16 protein-coding genes and 2 pseudogenes are annotated in these 20293 nt (G+C 73.4%); 10 read left to right on the forward strand and 8 right to left on the reverse strand.

Going from position 1 to position 20293, the window contains the following annotated elements; translation table 11 throughout:
• Window positions 1–61: 61 nt before the first annotated feature.
• Complete coding sequence (locus tag AC3ET4_RS25170) at window positions 62–442, reverse strand: DUF2795 domain-containing protein (protein ID WP_431953185.1); 381 nt, start codon at window positions 440–442, stop codon at window positions 62–64.
• Window positions 443–595: 153 nt separating this feature from the next.
• Between AC3ET4_RS25170 and AC3ET4_RS25175 the strand changes: the two genes are divergently transcribed.
• Window positions 596–856, forward strand: a complete 261-nt coding sequence (locus AC3ET4_RS25175) for a DUF6158 family protein (RefSeq protein WP_431953187.1) — start codon at window positions 596–598, stop codon at window positions 854–856.
• A 302-nt stretch (window positions 857–1158) separates the two neighbouring features.
• On the forward strand, window positions 1159–2394 hold the full coding sequence (locus AC3ET4_RS25180) for an aminotransferase class I/II-fold pyridoxal phosphate-dependent enzyme (RefSeq protein WP_431953189.1): 1236 nt from the start codon (window positions 1159–1161) through the stop codon (window positions 2392–2394).
• A 116-nt stretch (window positions 2395–2510) separates the two neighbouring features.
• Here the strand turns inward: AC3ET4_RS25180 and AC3ET4_RS25185 are convergent, their stop codons facing one another.
• Both AC3ET4_RS25185 and AC3ET4_RS25190 read right to left on the reverse strand, forming a co-directional pair.
• Complete coding sequence (locus tag AC3ET4_RS25185; RefSeq protein ID WP_431953190.1) at window positions 2511–3185, reverse strand: DedA family protein; 675 nt, start codon at window positions 3183–3185, stop codon at window positions 2511–2513.
• Window positions 3182–3964: an MBL fold metallo-hydrolase gene (locus AC3ET4_RS25190; RefSeq protein WP_431953192.1), complete on the reverse strand. Its 783-nt coding sequence runs from the start codon at window positions 3962–3964 to the stop codon at window positions 3182–3184. Before AC3ET4_RS25190 ends, AC3ET4_RS25185 begins: the two co-directional genes overlap by 4 nt.
• Before the next feature lie 137 nt (window positions 3965–4101).
• Here AC3ET4_RS25190 and AC3ET4_RS25195 point away from each other — a divergent pair, with 137 nt between their 5' ends.
• A complete protein-coding gene (locus AC3ET4_RS25195) occupies window positions 4102–6339 on the forward strand; it encodes a phage holin family protein (RefSeq protein WP_431953194.1) in 2238 nt (745 codons plus the stop codon).
• Between the two features lie 51 nt (window positions 6340–6390).
• Here the strand turns inward: AC3ET4_RS25195 and AC3ET4_RS25200 are convergent, their stop codons facing one another.
• Window positions 6391–7494 carry a calcium:cation antiporter gene (locus tag AC3ET4_RS25200; RefSeq protein WP_431953196.1) on the reverse strand — a complete coding sequence of 368 codons (1104 nt, stop codon included), beginning with the start codon at window positions 7492–7494 and terminating at the stop codon, window positions 6391–6393.
• Between the two features lie 189 nt (window positions 7495–7683).
• On the opposite strand from AC3ET4_RS25200, the pseudogene AC3ET4_RS25205 reads away from it, so the two are divergent.
• Window positions 7684–7878, forward strand: a pseudogene (locus AC3ET4_RS25205) (mycothiol transferase); the annotation flags it as partial.
• Window positions 7879–8003: 125 nt separating this feature from the next.
• Here AC3ET4_RS25205 and tnpA read toward each other — a convergent pair.
• The 4 genes and pseudogenes from tnpA to rhaI all read right to left on the reverse strand — a co-directional run.
• Window positions 8004–8354, reverse strand: a pseudogene (tnpA, locus tag AC3ET4_RS25210) (IS200/IS605 family transposase); the annotation flags it as partial.
• A 68-nt stretch (window positions 8355–8422) separates the two neighbouring features.
• A complete protein-coding gene (locus AC3ET4_RS25215; protein WP_431953198.1) occupies window positions 8423–9910 on the reverse strand; it encodes a rhamnulokinase in 1488 nt (495 codons plus the stop codon).
• Between the two features lie 186 nt (window positions 9911–10096).
• On the reverse strand, window positions 10097–12142 hold the full coding sequence (locus AC3ET4_RS25220) for a bifunctional aldolase/short-chain dehydrogenase (protein ID WP_431953200.1): 2046 nt from the start codon (window positions 12140–12142) through the stop codon (window positions 10097–10099).
• Window positions 12143–12199: 57 nt separating this feature from the next.
• A complete protein-coding gene (gene rhaI, locus AC3ET4_RS25225; RefSeq protein WP_431953202.1) occupies window positions 12200–13366 on the reverse strand; it encodes an L-rhamnose isomerase in 1167 nt (388 codons plus the stop codon).
• A 323-nt stretch (window positions 13367–13689) separates the two neighbouring features.
• Here rhaI and AC3ET4_RS25230 point away from each other — a divergent pair, with 323 nt between their 5' ends.
• From AC3ET4_RS25230 to AC3ET4_RS25255, 6 genes are all read left to right on the forward strand, one after another.
• Window positions 13690–15210: a sugar ABC transporter ATP-binding protein gene (locus AC3ET4_RS25230; protein WP_431953204.1), complete on the forward strand. Its 1521-nt coding sequence runs from the start codon at window positions 13690–13692 to the stop codon at window positions 15208–15210.
• Window positions 15207–16262, forward strand: coding sequence for an ABC transporter permease (locus AC3ET4_RS25235; protein WP_431953206.1), 1056 nt, complete (start codon window positions 15207–15209; stop codon window positions 16260–16262). The genes AC3ET4_RS25230 and AC3ET4_RS25235 overlap by 4 nt, the downstream gene beginning before the upstream one ends.
• Complete coding sequence (locus tag AC3ET4_RS25240; RefSeq protein ID WP_431953208.1) at window positions 16255–17286, forward strand: ABC transporter permease; 1032 nt, start codon at window positions 16255–16257, stop codon at window positions 17284–17286. Before AC3ET4_RS25235 ends, AC3ET4_RS25240 begins: the two co-directional genes overlap by 8 nt.
• Before the next feature lie 90 nt (window positions 17287–17376).
• Window positions 17377–18459: a rhamnose ABC transporter substrate-binding protein gene (gene rhaS, locus AC3ET4_RS25245; RefSeq protein ID WP_431953210.1), complete on the forward strand. Its 1083-nt coding sequence runs from the start codon at window positions 17377–17379 to the stop codon at window positions 18457–18459.
• A 10-nt stretch (window positions 18460–18469) separates the two neighbouring features.
• Window positions 18470–19501, forward strand: coding sequence for a LacI family DNA-binding transcriptional regulator (locus tag AC3ET4_RS25250; protein WP_431953212.1), 1032 nt, complete (start codon window positions 18470–18472; stop codon window positions 19499–19501).
• Window positions 19502–19705: 204 nt separating this feature from the next.
• Complete coding sequence (locus AC3ET4_RS25255) at window positions 19706–20254, forward strand: GNAT family N-acetyltransferase (RefSeq protein WP_431953214.1); 549 nt, start codon at window positions 19706–19708, stop codon at window positions 20252–20254.
• Window positions 20255–20293 lie beyond the last annotated feature (39 nt).

The raw sequence follows: 20293 nt of genomic DNA on the forward strand, positions 1-20293 counted from the left end.
CCCCCCCCCCCCCCCCCCCCCCCCCCCCCCCCCCCCCCCCCCCCCCGCCGCCCTCGGTCCGTCACGCCTCCGGGCGCATGCCCAGGGTCCGTACGACTTCCTGGACGTTGGCGTACCGCCGGTTGTCGCCGGGGAGTCCGTCCACCAGGTCGGTCAGGGGGTCCGGCGCGTGCCGTTCGCGCAGGGCGCGCAGCAGGTCGCCGCGCCGCGCGGGGAAGGGCTGCCGGGTCAGATGCCGGGCGAGCTCGAACCGCACCTCCGCGCCCTCGGGGGCACCCGCCCACGCCGGTCCGGTGCCCACCTCGGGGTCGTCGTCGGCGGCGGGCTCCGGGTCGTACCACTCGTCGACCCGGGTGGGGTGTCCGGAGCGCAGCATCCCGCGGAGTTCGTGCTTCATCTCGTCGTCGCGGTGGACGCTCAGCCGGTCGCTTCCTCGTTGCACGGTGGCTCCTCTCCTTCAGGGGTCGGGCCTGTCCCTCGTCTACCCAGAGCGGGGACCTGATGCCTGTTGAATGCCCGCATAAGCGGATGAATCCCCCTACTGCGGGTACCAATCGGGCGAGGTGACAGGAGGCGAAAGGAAGGTGCGCGCCCCATGAGCCGCTACCCCGGCGGGGTCGATCCCGCAGATCTGGACGAACGACAACTGGTGCAGGAACTAGAGTCGGTCCACCGGACCCGCCACGAGACGCTGCTCTACGGTTCCGGGGCGGCCCTCGACGCCCACAACTCCCGGATGGCCGCCCTCGAAGGCGAGTACCTGCGCCGTCATCCCCAGCGCATGGTCTCGGCGAGCCGTACCCGGGCCGGGGCGAGGGCGCGGGCGCTGCGAATGCCGGCGCAGGCCCCGCAATAGAGGGCCGGGCGCGGAACACCGGCCCGCCACGGGCACCGGCGCGAGTCGCCGCACCCGCTGTGACCGCCGTACGCCACGGGGCCGAACAGCCGCAGCGCCCCGACGGAGGACGAGGACGGGCGGCGCGGCGAGGAGCAGCGGGACCATGGGCACACCTCCGTGATCCCGGCTGCCCCGGATTCCCGGCGGCACGCGCGGGACCTCCCCCGGCGGCAGGAGGACGGAGCACGTGCGAGGCAGCGCGGCACGGGCGTGGACCCGGCCACCGGAACACGCTCGTCACAGAACCCACCGGAGGCACGATGCAGCGGACCTCACCGCCGGCCCCGACCGGGCGCCTCGCACGGACCGGACGTCGGCCCGACCCGGGCCTGCCGGTGCCGCCCTACTGGGCGCGGCGGCTGACCGCCGCCATGCCGGGAGGTGTCGCACCAGAGCCCTCCGGGGGCGGCGCGGCGGTGCGCGCGGCCGCCGCGGGGTACTGGGAGCGCCGCGGGCTCGCCACGGACGCCGCCGACATCATCGCCGCGCCCGGCGCGGAGCCCCTGCTGCTGGCGCTGCTCGCGGTGGTGGGGGGCGACGTCGTGCTCGCCCGGCCCGCCGCCGCGTGGCAGGCGCCGCTGGTGCGGACCGCGGGCCGGCGTACGGCGGCCGTGCAGACCCCCGCGGTCGGCGGTGGCGCCCCCGACCCCTTCGCCCTGCTGGAAGCGGTGCACCGGGCCCGCGCGGAGGGCGCCCACCCGCGGGTGCTGCTCATGGCGGCCGCAGACGACCCCAGCGGTACGGTCACGCCCCCGGAACTGCTGCACGAGGTCTGCGAGGCGGCCGAGCAGTGCGGGCTCCTGCTGGTCTCCGACGAGACCTACGCCGACACCGTGCACCGCCCGCACGAGACGGTGCTGCTCACCCCCGCCGAGACGCTGCCCACCCGCACGGTCGTCGTCACCGACCTGTGCGCGGCCCTGGCCCCGCCGTCCTGGCCTGTGGCGGTCGCCCGCTTCCCGGCCACCGAGGAGGGCAGCCGGCTGCGCGACGCCGTGGCGGACCGCTGCGCGGCGCTGCGCGCGGTCCTCCCGCAGCCGGTGGGCGCCGCGGCCGCCTACGCGCTCGCCGAGAGCGACGAGGTGCGGGCACGCCGCGCCGACGCGACCCGCCTGCACGCCGCCCTCGGCGCCGCGGCACACGAGGCGGTCACCCGCGCCGGCGCACTGTGCCGCCCGCCCGAAGCGGGCTTCCACCTCTACGCCGATCTCGGCCCCCTGCGGCACGCCCTGGCGGCCGCCGGCGTCACGGACGCCCCGACCCTGGAGGCCGCACTCACCGCCCGCCTCGGACACCCCGTGACCGGCGGGCACCACTTCGGCGACGACATCGCCGCCCTCCGCGTGCGGATCGACACCGGACCCCTTCACGGCGACGACGCCGCGCAGCGCGGCGCCGCCCTCGGCTCTCCGTACCCGCTCGAACTGCCGCATGTCGCGGCGGCGGTGTCCCGCCTGGGAGCGGCGGTCGCCGGGCTGGTCGCGGGCGGCGCCTGAACGGCGTGTTCCGATCGTCGGCCGCCCCGCCCGCCCCGCCGGTCCCGCCCGTCCCGGCCCGTCCCGCCCGTGCCCCGGCACGGCAGAGACTCCGCAGCCCTCCCGCCGTGAGGCGTTCAGTGGCTGGGGCCGGGGTGTTCCGCCGTGTGGTCGTCGGGGGCGGCGGGGTCCGGGGCGGGGCCGCGGGAGCGGCGCCGCAGGCGTGGGGCGGAGGCGATGAGCAGGGTGAGGGCGACGGCGAGGAGGACGCCCTGCCAGGGCTCGGGGAAGAGCGTGCCGCCGAGGATGCCGATCAGCTGGTAGGCCGCCGCCCAGGCGAGGCAGGCGGGAACGTCGCCGCGGGCGAAGCGGCGGACGGGCATCTCGGCGAGCAGGCAGGCGACCATCACCGGGATGCGGCCGGCGGGTATGAGGCGGGACAGGACGAGGACGGTCACGCCGTGCTCGTCGAGCCGGCGTTGCGCGTCGGCGAGGTGCGCGGGGTCGGCGCGCTCCTGCAGCTGCCGCCGCCAGCGCGAGCCGTTGCGCGACCGCACCCCGCGGTGGCCGAGCAGGTACAGGCCCAGGTCGCCGATGAAGGCGGCGGCCGAGGCGATGACGAAGACCAGGGCCAGGGAGAAGGGGGCGGTCTGGTGGAAGGCCACCACGGCGGCGCTGCTGACGAGCGCGCCCGTGGGCACGACCGGGACGAGGGAGCCGAGCACGACCAGCAGGAAGAGCGACGGGTAGCCGACCACCTGCCCGGTGGGCTGGGAGGACGCCTGCTCGGCGAGCAGGGTGAGTCCGCTCACCTGGCGGCCTCCAGCAGAAGGGTCTCCCCGTGGTCGAGCCGGTGCACCGCCACCGCGGGGGCGACCCGCCCGGCGTGCCGGACGAACTCGTCGCCGGGGGAGTGGAACTCGTGCGGGCGGACCGCGTCCATGCCGATCGGCCAGTACGTCCCGTAGTGGATGGGCACGGCGGCACGGGGCGCCAGCCGTGCCAGGGCCCGGGCGGCGCGGGCCGCGTCGAGGTGGCCGGAGCCGAGGAACGGCCCCCAGCCGCCGACCGGCAGCAGCGCGGCGTCGCAGGGGCCGACCTCGTCGGCCATCGCGTCGAACAGCCCGGTGTCGCCGGCGAAGTACGTCCGCTCCTCACCCACCAGCACATAGCCCAGCGCGGGGCAGCGGGGCGGCCCGTACGGCAGGCGCCGCCCGTCGTGCGCGGCGCTCACCACGCGTACCGTCAGGGCGTCCACCTTCACCTCGTCGCCGGGGACGACCTCGACCAGCTCCAGCCGCCGGACCGCGGCGAGCCGGCGCAGCCGGGGCACCGCGGCGGGGGCGCCGCGCGGCACGAGCACCGCGGTCCCCCGGGAGAGCCGGGCCAGCGAGCCGGTGTGCAGGTGGTCGGCGTGCAGGTGGGAGACGACGGCGACGTCCGCCAGCGCCGCGCCCGGCGGCGGCACCGCACCGTGCCGCCGACGCAGGTGCGCCAGGCGCGGGACGAACAGCGGATCGGTGAGCACCCGTACCCCCGAGTCCCGCACGGTCACCGTCGCGTGTCCCCACCAGGTGATCTCGACCGACACTCGCGCCTCCTCGTCTCGCTCCGAGCCTATGCTCCCGCGCGCCCGCCATGTGCCCCCCAGGTGCGCGGCGGGGCGCAGGGGGGACTGTGACAGTCTGGGGGCATTCGTGGTCGGGCGTACGGAGATGCGAGGAGAAGGTGGGCGTGCTGCGTCGGTGGCGGGCGACCGGGGGCGCGATCGTCCGCGTGCTGGTCGTGTGGGCGGTGTCGACGGCGACGATGGCCGTGCTCGCCGGGATCCTGCCCGACTTCCGCATCCAGTCGCCCTCCGGCGACAGCCCCACCCGTATCGCGGTGACGGCCGCTGCCGGAGCCGGTGCCTTCGGTCTGCTGAGCGCGCTGGTCTGGCCGGTGCTCGTGCGGGCCGTGCTGCTGGTGCCCGCGCTGGTGCTGGGCCTGCTGGTCTTCTTCCTCAACGGTTCGCTGCTGCTGCTCGCGCTCCGCTTCACCCCGGACTGGCAGGGCGACATCGCGCCGGCCACGGCCGTGGTGATCGCCGCGGTGATGTCGGCGGCCTCGTCCGCCACCAGCACGACGCTCGCCATGCGCGACGACGCGGCATACGGGCGCCGTCTGGCGCGCCTGGCCGGCCGCCGCCGCGGTGCGGGCCACCACGTGGCCGGCGCGGAGGGCAGGGGCGAGCCGGGCTTCGTCTTCCTCCAGCTGGACGGTGTCGGGTACGACGTGCTGCGCGAGGCCGTACGCCCCGCCACGCACCGGGGACGCCTGTGCCCACCCGCGATGGAGAGCGTCGCGGCATGGCTCGAGGGCAGTCACCGCCTGCTGCCGTGGACGACCGACTGGAGCAGCCAGACCGGCGCCAGCCAGCTGGCCATCCTGCACGGCAGCAACGAGGACGTGCCGGCCTTCCGCTGGTACGAGAAGGAGACCGGGCAGGTCATGGTCTGCAACCGGCCCTCCTGCGCCGCCGAGCTGGAACGCCGCGCCGTCGCCCGCACCGGGCGTGCGGGGCTGCTGGCGCCGGACGGCGCGAGCCGCGGCAACCTGTTCAGCGGCGGCGCCGAGCAGCTGGCGCTGGTGATGTCCGTGTCGACCCGCCGCCGCCGCTACACCGCCGACCGGCTCGCGATGGCCCGGCTGCGCTCCCGGGCGGTCGGCGCCCCGGAGGGCGGCGATCCGGCGGCCGTCCTCGCCGAGGTCAGCGCGACCCGCTCCCGGACCGGCTACTTCGCCTACTTCTCCGACCCGGCCAACGCCGTGCGCACCGCCGCGTCCTTCTTCGCGGAGGTCGTCCGCGAGGTCGCCGAGTCCGTCGCCGCGCGGCTGCGCCACGAGCGGCCGCGGGTGCCGCGCGGTGGGCTGTACCCCTTCCTGCGGGCCTTCGCCACCGTCGTCGAGCGCGACGTGGCGGTGGCGGCCGTCGTCGGCGACATGCTCGCCGGGCGCCGCGCCGTCTACGCCGACCTGGTCGCGTACGACGAGGTCGCGCACCACTCGGGGCCGCGCAGCCCGGACGCCATGCGGGTGCTGCGGCGTCTGGACCGCGCGATCCGGCTGATCGCGGACGCGTCCCGGTACGCGCCGCGGTCCTACCGGATCGTGCTGCTGTCCGACCACGGCCAAAGCCACGGCGAGACCTTCGAGGCCGCGTACGGGCTGACCCTGAGGGACCTGGTGCGGGCGGGTTGCGGCCTGCCGGTGCGCCGCCGTGCCCGGGGCGCGGCCAGCGGCGCCGAGGCTCGCGCGGCGGCTCGCGCGGCACTCCACCGCCCGGAGCAGGGGGGACGCACAGGCGAGGAGCAGGAGACGGCCGGACCGGCCACGGACCCGGTGGTGCTGGCCTCGGGGAACCTGGCGCTGATCTCCTTCCCCGACCTGCCGGGGCGGGCCGATCGGCAGAGCGTCGAAGCCCGCCACCCCGCCCTGCTGCCCACGCTCGCCGAGCACCCGGGGATCGGCTTCGTGCTGGTCCTGGACCGGGAGCGCGGACCGCTCGTGCTGGGCGGGGACGGCGGCGAGCACGAACTGGAGACGGGCCGGGTCACCGGCCGCGACCCCCTGGCGCCGTTCGGGCCGGGCGCGGCGGCCGCGGTGCTGCGCACCGCCCGCTTCCCGCACGCCGCCGACATCATGGTCAACTCGGCGTACGACCCGGTCACCCGGTCCGTGCACGCCTTCGAGGAGCAGGTGGGCTCGCACGGCGGCCTGGGCGGCGACCAGAGCCGCCCCTTCCTGATGCATCCGTTCGACCTGGACGGACCCGGGCTGCCGGACCGGCTGGTGGGCGCGGAGGCCGTGCACGAGTTGCTGGCGGGCTGGCTCGACCGCAAGCCAGTGGCGGCGGCGCCGGCCGCGGACGGCCCGGACGAGCAGTCGGCCCGGGGCGACCTGGACGGGCGGCGGGTCGTCGGCTGAGGGGCGCACCGCCCGCGGGACGCACCGCTGCCGGCGACGTGCACCGCCCGCTCATGGGCTGACCGCGAGCACCAGGTACGCCGCCAGCAGCGCCAGGTGCACCCCGGCATGCAAGGGCGTGGCCCGTCCCCGCATCATCGTCAGGGTGCCCACGGCGACGGTGATCGTGAGGAGCACCATGTGCGTGGCGTTGAGCCCCAGCACCAGCGGGCCGGTCCACACCGAGGCGATCGCGACCGCCGGGATGGTCAGCCCGATGCTCGCCATGGCCGACCCCAGCGCGAGGTTGAGGCTGGTCTGCACCCGGTCGCGGGCGGCGGCCCGGACGGCGGCGAGGGTCTCGGGCAGCAGCACCAGCAGGGCGATGACCACGCCGACCACGGAGGAGGGGAGGCCCGCGTACTGCACGCCCTTCTCGATCGTCGGCGACTCCACCTTGGCCAGCCCGACGACACCGACCAGTCCTACCAGCAGCAGCACCAGGCTGGAGAGCGCGGCTTTGCGGGTCGGCCGTTCGTAGTCGTCCCCCTCGAAGCCGTCGATCACCTCCCCGCCCGACGACACCGGCAGGAAGTGGGTGCGGTGCCGCACCGTCTGGGTGGCCACGAACAGGCCGTACAGGATGAGCGACGCCGCCGCGGCGAAGCTGAGCTGGGCACTGTTGAAGCGCGGGCCGGGCGCACTGGTGGTGAAGGTCGGCAGGACGAGACTGAGAGTGGCGATCGTCGCGACGGTCGCCAGCGTGGCTCCCGCGCCCTCGGGGTTGAAGACCGCCACCCGCCGCCGCACCGCTCCCACCAGCAGACTCAGTCCCGTGATGCCGTTGCAGGTGATCATCACGGCGGCGAAGACCGTGTCCCGGGCCAGCCCCGCGCTCTGCGGTCCGCCGTCCGCCGTCAGGGTGAGGATCAGCGCCACTTCGATGACCGTCACCGCCACCGCCAGCACCAGGGCACCGAACAGCTGGCCCACCCGGTGGGCGACCACCTCCGCGTGGTGGACCGCCGCGAGAACCCCGGCGCACAGGAAGCCCGCGACCACCACGACCAACGCCACCGGGAGGCTGCGTCCCCATGTCAGGGCCAGCACGACCACCGAGAGCACCGGGACGAGGACCGTCCAGTGCAGGGCGGACAGGGGGAAGCGAGCGGTCATGCCTCCGAGACTGACAGCAGGTCAGGTCCGGCGCGACGCGGGAGACCCGGATGTGCCGCCGTGCGTCGCCCGGCCGGGGGACACGCCTGGTCGGCCGAACGGCCCCGCTCGGGTGGCCCTGGCAGGCCGCCTCGGCGCGGCCTCTAAACCAGTGGACGCGCCGCCGTCCTTGTCGACAGCATTGCGCCGATGACAAGAACAGACACACCCGACTCCTGGGATGAGCGCTCCTCGCTGACGACCCTTCTCGACTACGCCCGGGACACCGCCCGCGCCAAGTGCGAGGGGCTCTCGCCCGAACACTCCCGCAGCGCCCCGCTCCCGGGTTCGCCCCTGATGACACTCAGCGGGCTGGTCAACCACCTCCGCTGGGTGGAGTACTACCGCTGATCTTGCGAGAGTGCCCCGGCCTTCAGGCCGGGGGTGAATCGCATCTCAGAACTGCTCTGACTGACCTCAACCGTGGGTGCGGGTCCGCACTGTCTACCCGGGCCCACGGTTGGCCGCGCTCAGTCCGGGCGCTTCTGCTGCGCGATGTAGTCCTTGACCACTTGGAGCGGCGCACCGCCGCACGAGCCGGCGAAATATGAGGGCGACCAGAACCGGCCGTGCGTGATCGCCCGGTTGACCCGGCCGGTGAACTCCGCGCGCAGGCGGCGGGAGGAGACGCCCTTGAGGCTGTTGACCAGGCTGGCGAGCGCGACCTTCGGCGGGTAGTGCACGAGCAGGTGGACGTGGTCAGCCTCGCCGTTGAACTCCTTCAGCTCCGCTCCGAAGTCCTCGCAGACCTTGCGCATGACTTCTTCGCAGCTCGTCAGCATCTCGTCGTCGAGGACGCCGCGCCGGTACCTGGTGACAAATTGGCCGGGCGCGAGACGGTGGGAAGGGCACACGGCCGACCGGAGTACGGCTACAGCTGGAGCGACAGCTACGGCCGCCGCGCCGCGGTGAGTTCCGCCAGCCGGGCCGCCGCGGCGTCCCAGGCCCGGCTGTCCCGGTCCGGCTCGTACGTGCGCAGCGGCTGCGTGGCCGCGACCAGGGCGCGCATCGCCGCCAGGCCCTCGGGGCCGTCGCCGACCGCGCCATGGGCGCGGGCCTGGACGAGGATGTTGCCCAGCGCCGTGGCTTCGGTGGGACCCGCGACGACCGGCAGGCCGGTGGCGTCGGCGGTGAACCGGCACAGCAGTTCGTTGCGGGAGCCGCCGCCGACGAGGTGGACGCGCCGGATGTCCCGGCCGGCCAGTTCGGCCGCCTCGCGCAGGGTGCGGCGGTGGGCCAGCGCCAGGCTCTCCAGGATGCAGCGGACGACCGCGCCGTGGGACTCCGGGGGCTTCTGGCCGGTCCGCAGGCAGAAGGCCCGGATCCGGGCGGGCATGTCGCCGGGCGCCAGGAACACGGGGTCGTCCGGATCGACGAGGGCCGCGAAGGGCTCCGCGGCGGCGGCCGCGTCGAGCAGTTCCCGCAGCGGCAGGCCCTCCTGCCGCTGGTCCCAGGTGCGGCGGCACTCCTCGAGCAGCCACATGCCCATGATGTTCCGCAGATAGCGGATGGTGCCGTCGACGCCGCGCTCGTTGGTGAAGTTGGCGAGCCGGGAGGCCTCCGTGAGCACCGGGGCGTCCAGTTCCAGGCCCGCCAGCGACCAGGTGCCGCAGGAGATGTACGCGAAGTCCGTCCCGGTGGCCGGCACCGCGGCCACCGCCGAGGCGGTGTCGTGCGAGGCCACCGTGACGACGGCGGTGTCCGCCGCAAGTCCGGTGTACGCGGCCACGTGCGGCAGGAGCGTGCCGGCGTGGTCACCCGGGGCGCGCAGCGGCGGCAGCAGGCGCGGCTCGATGCCGAGCCCGTCGAGGAGCTCCTGCGACCAGGTCGCGGTGCGCGCGTCGAACAGCCCGGTGGTGGAGGCGTTGGTCTCCTCGGCGCCGATGCTGCCGGTGAGCCAGTGGGTCAGCAGGTCGGGGATCATCAGCAGGGTGCGCGCGGCCTCGAACTGCGCGCCGCCCCGGGCGGCCGCGAGCTGGAAGACCGTGTTGAAGGGCAGGTGCTGCAGCCCGGTGACCCCGTACAGCCGTTGTGCGCCGATGCCGTCCCTGGTCCGGTCGGCGACGTTCTCGGTCCGGCCGTCCCGGTAGTGGTGCGGGACGCCGAGCAGGGCGCCGTCCGCGTCGAGCAGCCCGTAGTCGACGGCCCAGCTGTCGATGCCCACGGAGGTGACGCCGTCCGCGGCCCGGGCCGCCAGCCGCAGGCCGTCCAGGCTCTCCCGGAACAGGGAGAGGATGTCCCAGTGCAGGCCGGTCGGCAGCCGCACGGGGGTGTTGGGGAAGCGGTGCGCCTCGTCGAGGACCAGGTGGTCCGGGCCCACCCGGCCGAGGATGACGCGGCCGCTGGTGGCGCCGAGGTCGATGGCGGCGAATGGCACGTGGGCCCCTCGTGTTCTGGTCGTCCCGGTCCGGTGGGTCCGGGCGTTACGGTCGTCGGATCGTTCCGGGTCTCGCGCGTTCGGGTGACGGGTGCGGGCGGTGCGGCGCGGCGCACCGCGGGGTTCGGTGAGGCGTACGGGGGCGAGGGAGCCGGTCGGCCGGCTCCCCCGCGCACTGGGCCCGCGTCAGCGCAGGAAGGCCGCGGCCACGCCGGCGTCGACGGGGACGTGCAGACCCGTGGTGTGCGTCAGCTCGCCGCCGGTCAGGGCGAAGACCGCGTTGGCGACGTGCTCCGGGAGCACCTCGCGCTTGAGGATGGTGCGCTGGGCGTAGAACTCGCCGAGCTTCTCCTCCGGCACCCCGTAGGTGGCCGCGCGCTGGGCGCCCCAGCCCGAGGAGAAGATGCCCGAGCCGCGGACGACCCCGTCGGGGTTGACGCCGTTGACCCGGATGCCGTGCTCGCCGAGCTCGGCCGCCAGCAGCCGCACCTGGTGGGCCTGGTCGGCCTTGGTGGCGGAGTAGGCGATGTTGTTGGGACCGGCGAAGACCGCGTTCTTGGAGGCGATGTAGACGATGTCGCCGCCGAGCTTCTGCGCGATCAGCACGCGGGCCGCCTCGCGGGAGACGAGGAAGGAGCCGCGGGCCATGATGTCGTGCTGGAGGTCCCAGTCTCGGGCGGTGGTCTCCAGCAGCGGCTTGGAGATCGAGATGCCCGCGTTGTTGACCACCAGGTCCACTCCGCCGAAGGCCAGCAGGGCCTCCTCGAAGGCGGCGCCGATGGCCTCCTCGCTGGTGACGTCCACGGTGACGGCGACCGCCCGGTCGGGGCCGCCCAGTTCCTCGGCGACGGCCCGCGCGTTCTCCGCGTCGAGGTCGGCCACGACCACGCAGGCGCCCTCCGCCACCAGGCGGTGCGCGATGGCCTTGCCGATGCCCGAGCCGGCCCCGGTCACCAGGGCGATGCGCGTGGCCAGCGGTTTGGGCTTCGGCATGCGCTGGAGCTTGGCCTCCTCCAGCGACCAGTACTCGATGCGGAACTTCTCCGCCTCGTCGATCGGGGCGTAGGCGGAGACGGCCTCGGCGCCGCGCATGACGTTGATCGCGTTGACGTAGAACTCGCCGGCGACCCGAGCGGTCTGCTTGTCCTTTCCGTAGCTGAACATGCCGACACCCGGGATGAGGACGATCGCCGGGTCGGCGCCGCGGATCGCGGGGGAGTCCTCGCCGGCGTGCCGGTCGTAGTACGCCTGGTAGTCGGCGCGGTAGGCGGTGTGCAGCTCCTCCAGACGGGCCACGGCCTGCTCGAGCGGCACCGTCGGGGGCAGGTCGAGGACGAGCGGGCGGACCTTGGTGCGCAGGAAGTGGTCGGGGCAGGAGGTGCCGAGTGCGGCCAGCCGGGGGTGCTCGGCGTGCGCGAGGAAGTCCAGTACGGGTGCCGAGTCGGTGAAGTGGCCGACCTGCGGGCGGTCCTGGGAGGCGATCGACCGCAGCACGGGAGCGAGGGCGGCGGCCCGGGCCCGGCGCTCGGCCTCGGGCAGCGGCTCGTAACCGGGCAGCGCGGCGCCGAACGGGTCCTGCTTGCCGTGGCGCTCCAGGAACTCCTCGGCGGAGCGGATGATCCACAGGGCGTTGCGCTCGCACTCCTCGGAGCTCTCGCCCCAGGCGGTGATGCCGTGGCCGCCGAGGATCACGCCGACGGCCTGCGGGTTGGCCTCCTTGATGGCGGCGATGTCCAGGCCGAGTTGGAAGCCGGGGCGGCGCCACGGCACCCAGGCGACCTTGTCGCCGAAGCACTCCTGGGTGAGCTTCTCGCCGTCCGCGGCGCAGGCCAGCGCGATGCCCGAGTCGGGGTGCAGGTGGTCGACGTGGGCGGCGTCGACGAGGCCGTGCATGGCCGTGTCGATGGAGGGGGCGGCACCGCCCTTGCCGTGCAGGCAGTAGTCGAACGCCGCGACCATCTCGTCCTCGCGGTCGGGGCCCGGGTAGACGGCGGTCAGGGCGCGCAGCCGGTCCAGGCGCAGCACGGCGAGGCCGGCCTCGGTGAGCGTGCCCAGGTCGCCGCCCGAGCCCTTGACCCACATCAGGTCGACATCGGTGCCGGTGACGGGATCGGTGGCGGTGGCCTTGGCGGAGGCGTTGCCTCCGGCGTAGTTGGTGTTGCGGGGGTTGGCGCCGAGGCGGTGGGCGCGCTCCAGCAGCGCGGCGACTTCCGGATGGGTGGCGGATGCCATGGGGTGTCCTTCGGGAGGGGCGGTCGGGGAGGGACGGGGCGGAACGGCCGTGGCCTCTTACGCCCCCCAGCCGGCCTGGGTGCCGCCGACGCGGTCGGCGACGATGTGCTCCTGCCAGCCGGAGGCGTGGTAGGCGGCGACGGGGTCGGGGGCCAGGCCCTGCTCCTCGCGCACCTCCCGCAGCAGCGGGCGTACGTCGGTGTTGTACGCGTCCATCAGCGCGGCGTTGGCGGCGAGGACGTCACCGGAAGCCTGGGCCGCGCCGAGGGCGTCGAGGTCGACCAGGAGCGCCTTCGCGGTGGCCTCCTGGACGTTCATCACCGAGCGGATCACCGCGGGGATCTTGGCCTCGATGTTGTGGCACTGGTCGAGCATGAAGGCCACGTCGGTCGCGGTCTCGAAGCCGCCGTTCTTGGCGACCTCGTGCAGGATCCGGAAGAGCTGGAACGGGTCGGCGGCGCCGACCATCAGGTCGTCGTCGGCGTAGAAGCGGGAGTTGAAGTCGAAGCCGCCGAGCTTGCCCTGACTCAGCAGGAAGGCGACGATGAACTCGATGTTGGTGCCCGGCGCGTGGTGGCCGGTGTCGACGACGACCTGCGCCTTGGGCCCGAGCTTCAGGCAGTGCGCGTACGCGGTGCCCCAGTCCGGGACGTCGGTGGTGTAGAAGGCCGGCTCGAAGAGCTTGTACTCCAGCAGCATCCGCTGGTCGTCGCCGAGCCGCTCGTAGACCTCGGACAGGGCCTCGGCGAGGCGCTCCTGGCGGCCCACGATGTCGTCCTGGCCGGGGTAGTTGGTGCCGTCGGAGAACCAGAGCTTGAGGTCCTTGGAGCCGGTGGCGTCCATGATGTCGACGCACTCCAGCAGGTGGTCCACGGCCTTGCGGCGGACCCGCGGGTCCGGGTGGCACACGCTGCCGAGCTTGTAGTCGTCGTCCTGGAAGACGTTGGAGTTGATCGCGCCCAACTCCAGCCCGCGGTCCTTGGCGTGGGCCGAGAGCGCGGTGTAGTCCGCCACCCGGTCCCAGGGGATGTGCAGGGCCACCGTGGGGGCGACGCCGGTGAACTCGTGGACCTTGGCCGCGTCGTCGAGCTTCTCGTACGGGTCGCGGGGCACCCCGGCCTGGGCGAACACCTTGAATCGGGTGCCGGAGTTGCCGTAGCCCCAGGACGGCGTCTCGATCCGCTGGGCTGTGAGTGCCGCCTTGACGGCCGCGATGTCAGGCATGTCCACCTCGGATGGCTGGGTGAATCGGCTCGGTGAATCGACTGGGTGAATCGACTCAGTGAATCGATTCATTCGGCTGTGAAGCTATCTACGCGCCCCCCTGGCCGTCAAGGGGGCGGCCCGATTCCGTGCCCGTTATTGAATCGTGTCATCCGTCTGGGGAAAGGGCGTTGTGGCTGTTCGTACGGCCTTGTCGGGCGTGTTACCTGCGGGTTTCGCGAGGGTGCAGGTCAGGAGCGGGTCTCGGCGGCTCTTGACGCTTCCGTGAGGCGGGGCTAGCTTCCCGGCAACTCCGTTGAAACATTTCATAGCAGGAGGGCGCAATGACGCACCCCGAACCGGAGACCACTCCGGTGCTCGCGCTCGAGGGGGTGAGCAAGTCCTTCGGTGCCGTTCGCGCTCTGCGCGATGTCTCGCTCCGGCTCCACGCCGGCGAGGCCCACGCCCTGGCGGGTGAGAACGGCGCCGGCAAGTCGACGCTGATCAAGACCCTCGCGGGTGTGCACCGCCCGGACGCCGGAACCGTGCTGCTCGACGGCCGGCCCGTGGAGTTCCACGGCCCGGGGGACGCCCGTGACGCGGGGGTCGCCGTCATCTACCAAGAGCCCACGCTCTTCCCCGACTTGTCGGTGGCCGAGAACATCTTCGTCGGCCGCCAGCCGCGCCGCTCGCTCGGCAGGGTCGACCACAAGGCCGTGCGCGAGGCCGCGGCCGAACTCTTCCGCCGCCTCGGCGTGGACCTCGACCCCGAGCAGCCGGCGCGCGGACTGTCCATCGCCGACCAGCAGTTGGTGGAGATCGCCAAGGCGCTCTCCTTCGACGCCCGCGTCCTGATCATGGACGAGCCGACCGCCGCGCTCACCGGCAGCGAGGTCGCCCGGCTCTTCGGCGTCGTCAAGTCCCTGCGCGAGCAGGGCGCCGCGGTGCTCTTCATCTCCCACCGCCTCGAGGAGATCTTCGCCCTCTGCCAGCGGGTCACCACCCTGCGGGACGGCGCGTGGGTCGCCAGCGAGCCCCTCGACGGGCTCACCGAGGACGACCTGGTGCGCCGCATGGTCGGCCGCGACCTGGACGAGCTCTACCCCAAGCAGCACGCCGAGATCGGCGAAGTCGCCCTCAGCGTGCGCCGGCTGACCAGAGAAGGCGTCTTCACCGATGTCTCCTTCGAGGTGCGGCGCGGCGAGATCGTGGGCCTGGCGGGCCTCGTCGGCGCCGGGCGCAGCGAGGTCGCCCGGGCGATCTTCGGAGTGGACCGCCGTGACGCCGGCGAGGTCGTCGTCGACGGCAGACCGCTGCGCGGCGGCGCTCCCAGCCTCGCCATGGCCGCGGGCATCGCGCTCGTCCCCGAGGACCGCCGGGCCCAGGGCCTGGTGATGGACATGTCCATCGAGCGCAACATCGGCCTCACCGGCTTCGCCTCCACCACCAAGGGCGGTCTGATGAGCCGTCGGGCCGAGCGCAGCCGCGCCCTGGACTGGGCGGTGCGGCTCCAGGTGAAGTACGCCCGGCTGGCCGACGTCGTCGGCACCCTCTCCGGCGGCAACCAGCAGAAGGTCGTCCTGGCCAAGTGGCTCGCGACCGCGCCCGAGGTGCTGATCGTCGACGAGCCCACGCGCGGCATCGACGTCGGCACCAAGGCCGAGGTGCACCGCCTGCTGTCGCGGCTCGCGTCCGAGGGCGTGGCCGTCCTGATGATCTCCTCCGACCTGCCGGAGATCCTCGGCATGGCGGACCGCGTCCTGGTGATGCACGAGGGACGACTGACAGCCGAGATCCCCCGGTCGGAAGCGACCGAGGAATCCGTGATGGCGGCGGCGACCGGCCGCGTGAGGAGCGCGGCATGACCGTGACCGCCGACACCCCGCAGCGGATCGACGCGGACGAACCGACCGCGTCCCGCCGCTTCCTGGACCGGGTGCTGAAACTGCGCGCGCTCGCCGTGCTCGCCGTGCTCGTGGTCATGCTGGCCGCGACCCAGCTCTACAACAGCGAGTTCCTGTCCCAGCAGGGCGTCAAGGACCTCCTGCTCAACGCCACCATCCTCGTGCTGGTCGCCATCGGCCAGGCCATGGTCGTCATCACCCGCAACGTCGACCTGTCGGTCGGCTCGGTGCTCGGCATCTCGGCCTTCGCCGCCGGCACCTATCTGCACGGGGGCGGCAACCCCCTGGTCGCCGTGCTCATCGCGGTCGCGCTCGGCGTGCTCTTCGGCCTGCTCAACGGCCTGCTGGTGAGCCTCGGCCAGGTGCCCGCGCTCGTGGTGACCCTGGGCACCCTCTACATCATCCGCGGCATCGACTCCATCTGGGTCGGCTCGCGTCAGATCACCGCGAACGACCTGCCGGACAGCTTCGTCGACTTCGGCCACGACGGGATCTCGGTGATCCCCTACCTCGCGCTGCTGACGCTCGTGGTGCTGGTCGCGGCCGGCTACTACCTGCGCAGCTACCGCGGCGGACGCGACCTGTACGCGCTGGGCTCCAGCCCCGAGGCCGCCCGGCTGGCCGGCGTCCCGGTCCGCAAGCGCATCCTCACCGCGTACGTGGTGTGCGGGGCGCTCGCCGGACTCGCCGGGGCGCTCTACCTCGCCCGCTTCGGCAACGTCGACTCCGGCACCGGCAACGGCTACGAACTGACCGTCGTCAGCGCCGTCGTGGTCGGCGGCGTCGCCTTCACCGGCGGCTCCGGCACCGTGTACGGCGCCGCGCTCGGCGCCCTGCTGCTGACCTCGATCAACAGCGTCCTGCCCTCCGTCGGCGTCAGCTCGGTGTGGGTGCTGGCCATCGACGGCGTCCTGCTCCTGCTCGCCATCGCCGTGGACCGGATCGTGGCGCTGCGGGTGGCCGGCGTCCTCCGCAAGCGGGCCGCACAGATGAGGAGTGCCCACCATGCCTGAGACCACCAAGGCCCTCGCCCCGTCGGCTCGCCTCGGCGGCGCGGTGCGCTGGGACACCGCGGTCGGCGCCCTGCTCGTCGTCCTGCTGATCTGCTCCTTCTCCTTCGTGGACAACTTCGGCAACGCTCTGAACGTGTCCTTCCTGATCGGCAACACCCTGCCGATCGCCCTCATCGCGCTGCCGATGACCATGCTCGTCGTCTCCGGCGAGATCGACCTGTCCGTCGGCTCGACGGCCGGTCTCTCCGGCGCCGTGATGGGCGCGCTGTGGAACGGCGGCATGGCGATCGAGACGATCATCCCGCTCTGCCTGCTCCTCGGCGCCCTGTGCGGCCTGGTCAACGGCCTGCTGGTGACCCGGCTCGGCCTGCCCTCGCTGGCCGTCACCATCGGCACGCTCGCCGCCTACCGCGGCATCGCGCAGATCGTGCTCGGCGCCGACTCCGTCACCGACTTCCCGCAGCAGTACCTGGACTTCGGGGCGGGCCGGATCGACGGCACCTTCATCCCGTACGCGGCGATCCCCTTCGCCGTGCTGCTGCTGATCGCCGTCCTGGTCCTGCACGCGACGCCCGTCGGGCGCTCCCTGTTCGCCGTCGGCGCCTCGGAGGAGGCGGCCCGGTTCGCGGGAGTGCGCGTGCGGCGGCTGAAGCTGGCGATGTTCGTCACGACCGGCCTGGTCTCCTCCCTGACCGGGGTCTTCTGGGCGCTGCACTACGCCAGCGCCCGCTACGACAACGCCACCGGCCTGGAACTGTCCGTCATCGCGGGCGTCCTGCTCGGCGGCATCGACTTCGACGGCGGCAAGGGCACCCTGGGCGGCGCGATCGCCGGGGTGTTCCTGCTCGGCGCCGGCCAGAACGTCATGAGCCTGCTCAACGTCTCGGCCCAGTCCCAGATCGTCGTCACCGGTGTGCTCCTGGTGATCTCCGTCCTCGCCCCGAGGATCGGCCGCCAGGTCTCGCTGGCCAGGGCGCGCAGGAGGCCCGCCGACAAGGACCCGGCCGCGCTTGCCGTCTCCTGACCGCCTCCCCCACACGTCACACGGCACCACCACCCCCGCACCCTCTTCCGTCCTCACTCCGGCGCCCGTTCCGGCAGCGAAAGGAACACCATGTCCAGAACCCTCACTCGCCGTGCCACCGTTGTCGTCGCCGTGACCGCGGCCGTCGCGCTCGGCGCCACAGCCTGCGGCGGCACCACCAAGAACTCCGCCAAGGACAGCGGCGGCGGCGCCAAGGCGACCGCGTCGGCCGACCCCAACGCGGCGACCAAAAAGGGCCTGACAGTCGCATTCCTGCCCAAGCAGGTCAACAACCCGTACTTCACCATCGCCGACAACGGCGGCAAGCAGGCCCTGGACGCGCTGGGCTCCACCTACAAGGAGGTCGGCACCAGCAGCGGCACCGACACCGCCGGCCAGGTGAGCTACGTCAACACCCTGACGCAGCAGCAGGTCGACGCGATCGCCGTCTCCGCCCAGGACCCGGGCGCGCTGTGCACCTCGCTCAACCAGGCCCGCAAGAACGGCATCAAGGTCGTCACGTACGACTCCGACACCAAGCCCGAGTGCCGCGACCTGTTCGTCTCCCAGGCCAGCGCCGAGGACCTGGGCCGCACCGAGGTGCAGCTGATGGCCGAGCAGATCGGCTACAAGGGCGAGATCGCGATCCTCTCGGCGGCCCAGACCGCCACGAACCAGAACACCTGGATCGACTTCATGAAGGACGAGCTCAAGGGCCCCAAGTACAAGGACGTCAAGCTGGTCAAGGTCGCCTACGGCAACGACGACGCCCAGCAGTCCTTCCAGCAGACCCAGGGCCTGCTCCAGCAGTACCCGAACCTGAAGGGCATCATCTCCCCGACCACGGTGGGCATCAAGGCGGCCGCCCAGTACCTGGCGGGCTCCAAGTACAAGGGCAAGGTCAAGCTGACCGGCCTCGGCACGCCCAACGACATGCGCGCCTACGTCAAGAACGGCACTGTCGAGGCCTTCGAGCTGTGGGACCCGGCCAAGCTCGGCTCCCTCGCCTCGTACGCTGCGGTCGCCCTGGCCTCCGGGCAGATCTCCGGCACCGAGGGCCAGAGCTTCAAGGCCGGTGACATGGGCGACTACACCATCGGCAAGGACGGCGTGGTGGTGCTCGGCAAGCCGACCGTGTTCACCAAGGACAACATCGACCAGTTCACGTTCTGAGGGCCCGGGCGTGGCGGAGAAGGGCCGCACAGTGGGGATCAAGGACGTCGCCCGTGAGGCGGGGGTGTCCGTGGGCACGGTCTCCAATGTGATCAACCGGCCGGACGCGGTACCCGAGGCGACCCGGGTCCGCGTGCAGCGCGCCATCGCCCGACTGGGTTACGTACGCAGCGAGTCCGCCCGGCAGTTGCGGGCGGGCCGCAGCAGGATCGTTGCCCTGCTCGTGCTCGACATGGGCAACCCGTTCTTCGTCGACGTGGCGCGCGGCGCGGAACGGGCGGCCCGGGAGGCGGGTCTCGGCGTGATGGTCTGCAACAGCGCGCAGAACCCGGCGGAGGAGGCCGCCTACCTGTCGCTCTTCGCCGAACAGCGGGTGCGCGGGGTGCTGGTGACGCCGGCTGACGACGCCGACGGCGGCAACCTCGCCGCGTTTCGGCGGCACCGCATCCCCGTCGTCCTCGTCGACCGGGTCGCGCCGGGCGCCGACGGATGCTCGGTGTCGGTGGACGACGTGGCCGGGGGCCGGACGGCGGTCGGCCACCTGGTGGCCGCGGGGCACCGCAGGATCGCGTACGTCTCCGGCCCCGGGCACCTGCAGCAGGTCCGGGACCGGCGCGAGGGGGCGTTCGCCGCTCTCACGGAGGCCGGACTGCCGCCGGCGACGCTGCGAGAACTGCCCACCGAACGGCTGGACGTCGCCTCCGGACGCGACGCCGGCCACCGGCTGCTCGGCCTCCCCGAGCGGCCGACCGCCGTGTTCTGCGCCAACGACCTGCTCGCCCTCGGGGTGCTGCAGGCGCTGTACGCGGCGGGGGTGGACGTACCCGGCGAGATGGCCATCGTCGGCTACGACGACATCGAGTTCGCGGCCGCGGCGGCCGTGCCGCTCACCTCGGTGCGGCAGCCCGCGGCGAACATGGGCGCGCTGGCGGCCGGGATGCTCCTGGAGGAGACCGGGCCGCAGGCCCGCGAACACCGGCACCGGCGGGTCGTGCTCCAGCCGGAACTGGTCGTCCGGGACTCCAGCCTGATCCGCCGCTGACGCCGCCCCGGCCGGGTCCGCCTGCGCGGTGGGCTGGCCGGGGCGCCGCGGTTCGGGCGTCCGGTGAGGGCGAGGGCCGACGGCGACGGTCGACGGCGACGGTCGACGCGGTCCGGCGGCCGGCTGAGCGCGTCGAGCCGGTGGGGCGTCGGCCACCGCGAAAACCTCTGGACACGCTCCAGGGCGCTCCGCGAGCATCCGTGCGTGACAGACGAACCCGCCCGCCGGTCCCCCGCGCCGACCCGCCTGAGGTCGGTGAGGTTCGCGGATCTCACGGGCACGGCCATGACCGCCTTGCTGGACGACGACCTTGCCCGGGCCAGTGCCGAAGCAGGAGTCGGGCTCACGGACTACTTCCTCACCGATCAGGCGAAGTGGGTCTGGCGGTATCGGCTCGGTCAGCTGGCCTCGGACCCGGGTAGCGCGGGGTGGCTCACCCGGGCCGTGGTGGCCGAGCCCGAAGACGTCGTCGTGGGGTACGCCGGGTTCCACGGCCCGCCCGATGGGTCGGGCATGGTGGAGATCGGCTATTCGGTGGCCCCTGGTCACCGTCGTCAGGGGTACGCCAGGACGGTGCTGACCGAGTTGCTGCGTCGCGCCGCCGCCGAACCCGGAGTCAGGACCGCGCGGGTGACGATCAGCCCCGAGAACACCGCATCCCTGGCCACGATTTCCGGTTTCGGCTTCGTGGAGGCCGGCGAGCAGTGGGACGAGGTGGACGGCCTCGAGCTCATCTTCGAAGTCCCGGTCTGAAAGGGCTGCCGCCGTCAGGCGCGCGTGGGCCGGGGCGGG

The organism is Actinacidiphila sp. bgisy167, assembly GCF_057707665.1.

What these genes read in the sequence shown, in the direction of transcription:
- AC3ET4_RS25175 (WP_431953187.1), top strand. Translation starts at nt 596, where the DNA reads ATGAGCCGCTACCCCGGCGGGGTCGATCCCGCAGATCTGGACGAACGA.
- AC3ET4_RS25180 (WP_431953189.1), top strand. Translation starts at nt 1,159, where the DNA reads ATGCAGCGGACCTCACCGCCGGCCCCGACCGGGCGCCTCGCACGGACC.
- AC3ET4_RS25200 (WP_431953196.1), bottom strand. Translation starts at nt 7,494, where the DNA reads ATGACCGCTCGCTTCCCCCTGTCCGCCCTGCACTGGACGGTCCTCGTC.
- AC3ET4_RS25220 (WP_431953200.1), bottom strand. Translation starts at nt 12,142, where the DNA reads ATGGCATCCGCCACCCATCCGGAAGTCGCCGCGCTGCTGGAGCGCGCC.
- rhaI (WP_431953202.1), bottom strand. Translation starts at nt 13,366, where the DNA reads ATGCCTGACATCGCGGCCGTCAAGGCGGCACTCACAGCCCAGCGGATC.
- AC3ET4_RS25230 (WP_431953204.1), top strand. Translation starts at nt 13,690, where the DNA reads ATGACGCACCCCGAACCGGAGACCACTCCGGTGCTCGCGCTCGAGGGG.
- AC3ET4_RS25235 (WP_431953206.1), top strand. Translation starts at nt 15,207, where the DNA reads ATGACCGTGACCGCCGACACCCCGCAGCGGATCGACGCGGACGAACCG.
- AC3ET4_RS25240 (WP_431953208.1), top strand. Translation starts at nt 16,255, where the DNA reads ATGCCTGAGACCACCAAGGCCCTCGCCCCGTCGGCTCGCCTCGGCGGC.
- rhaS (WP_431953210.1), top strand. Translation starts at nt 17,377, where the DNA reads ATGTCCAGAACCCTCACTCGCCGTGCCACCGTTGTCGTCGCCGTGACC.